Origin of the sequence: Pelagibacterium montanilacus (genome assembly GCF_003992665.1) — a bacterium.
Taxonomy (GTDB): Bacteria; Pseudomonadota; Alphaproteobacteria; order Rhizobiales; family Devosiaceae; genus Pelagibacterium; species Pelagibacterium montanilacus.
The window spans coordinates 1-2291 of record NZ_RZMX01000050.1; the positions used below are offsets into that span (position 1 = coordinate 1).

General features: G+C 61.6%; 2 protein-coding genes. Both read right to left on the minus strand.

What is annotated here, in order from left to right; all coding sequences use genetic code 11:
* The coding region (locus EO136_RS13580) for a universal stress protein (RefSeq protein WP_164730570.1) at window positions 1–840 on the minus strand (840 nt) is incomplete at its 3' end.
* A gap of 116 nt (window positions 841–956) precedes the next feature.
* The coding region (locus EO136_RS13585) for a SulP family inorganic anion transporter (RefSeq protein WP_164730569.1) at window positions 957–2291 on the minus strand (1335 nt) is incomplete at its 5' end.

Below are 2291 nucleotides of genomic sequence, written 5' to 3' on the forward strand. Positions count from 1 at the left end.
CATGACCGGAATGAGCACCGAGCGGATCATCTCGGTTGTCGTGGAGCCGATGATGAAGTTCCGGATGCGCGAGTGCCCATAGGCGCCCATCACGAGCAGGCCGATGTCGTTGGCCTTCACATACTCGGCGATCACTTTCTCGGCGTCGCCCGGAATCAGAGACGCATGGGTCTCGAACCCGGCCGCGGTGAGCTTGCGGTTGGCGTTTTCGAGCCGTGAGCGCGCCTGTTCGGTGTCGCTGCCGGCGATGACAAGGTGGCAGGGCGTGCCCGGGAAGAGCTTGCCCTTGGCGATGTGGTCGACGGCCTTGTCCGCGCTGGCCCCGCCATCATAGGCGATCATGAACGCGTTGACCGGCTTGAAGGCGCGGGAGGCGACCATCACGGGTTTGCTGCTCACGCGCGCGACGCGCTCGAGGTTGGACCCCAGATGCATCCTGGCAAAGTCCGCCGCCTCGCCGCGCTTGCCCAGAACGATGAGGTCGGCATCGGCCTCGATATCCTTGAGGACCTCGACGATGTCGCCCCTCAGGAGCCTCGCTTTCGCCTGGCTGACGCCGGCTGCGGCGAGGTGCTGGACGCCTGCATCCACGATGAGCTTGCCGCGCTCCTGGGCCAGGCGCGACTTTTGCGCGTCGTGCTCGGCCAGCTCGTGCAGCAGATTGCTGCGCACGCCGAGCTCGAGGCTTCCGCTCCAGTCCATCGGGGTGTCACTCTGCCGGCGACCGATGACGTGCACGACATCGACCGACGCACCGGTCTTTTCGGCCACCCAGGCGGTGTGGTCGAGAACGCTGCGGGTGTAGTCCGAACCATCGAGAAACGTGATGATCTTGGTCATTTGGCTTTCCTCCCTAGAGCGCTTCCAGGAAAAGTGGAAACACTTTTCCGGTTCGGAAGCGCGACAAAACAACGATTTAGGGCTCCTGTTCTGATCTCGTCAGAACAGGAAATGCTCTAGTGGCCCATCAGCTTTTCCAGAGCGCCCGGCTTGTCATGGATCGCAAGCCTGTCCACGATGGTTTCGCTGGCCTCGTTCATCCCGAGAATTTCCACTTGCGCACCTTCGCGGCGGAACTTGAGGATGATCATGTCGAGCGCCTGCACGCTGGAGATATCCCAGATATGGGCGCGGCTGACGTCGATTGTAACGGTGTCGAGCACTTCCTTGAAGTCGAAGGCGTTGGTGAACTCCTCGGCGGAAGCGAAGAATATCTGCCCTTCGACGCGATAGGTCCGGTGCTGGCCATCGTCTGAGAGAACCGAGGTGATCCTGAAGATCTGCGAGATCTTCCAGGCAAAAAAGACCCCCGAGAGCATGACGCCAGCCAGAACCCCGATGGCGAGGTTGTGGGTGTAGACCACGGTGACCACCGTCGCGAGCATCACGATCGAAGAGCTTTTGGGGTGGGATGTGAGGTTCTTGATCGAACTCCAGGAGAAGGTGCCGATTGAAACCATGATCATGATAGCGACCAGCGCTGCCATGGGTATCTGGGTCACGAGGTCCCCGAGCACCAGCACCATGAAAAGCAGATAAATTCCCGCAAGCAGGCTCGAGAGCCGCCCACGACCGCCGGATTTGACGTTGATGATCGACTGTCCGATCATCGCGCAGCCGGCCATGCCGCCGATAAAGCCGGTTGCGGTATTGGCGATGCCCTGGCCGATGCACTCCTGGTTCTTGTCGGACTTGGTGTCGGTCAGATCGTCCACGATCTGGGCCGTCATCAGCGACTCGAGCAGGCCCACCACCGCAACCGCTGCCGCATAGGGCAGGATGATCATCAGCGTCTCGAAGGTCAGCGGGATCTGCGGGATCAGGAACATGGGCAGCGTGTCGGGCAGCGCACCCATGTCGCCCACCGTGCGCAGATCCATGCCCAGCGCCATGGCCAGCGCGGTCAGAACCACGATGCAGACCAGCGGCGAGGGAATGGCCTTGGTGACGTAGGGGAAGAGGTAGATGATCGCGAGGCCGGCGGCGACCATCACATAGGTCAGCATCGACACATTGGTCAGCTCTGGCAACTGGGCCATGAAGATCAGGATGGCCAGCGCGTTCACAAAGCCCGTCATCACCGAACGGGACACGAACCGCATCACCATGCCGAGCTTGAGAAACCCGGCGGCGATCTGGAGAACGCCCGCCATAACCGTGGTGGCCAGCAGATACTCGAGCCCGTGATCGCGCACCAGCGTGACCATGAGAACCGCCGTTGCAGCGGTCGCCGCCGAGATCATGCCCGGGCGGCCGCCCACGAAGGCGATCAATACGGCAATGGAAAACGA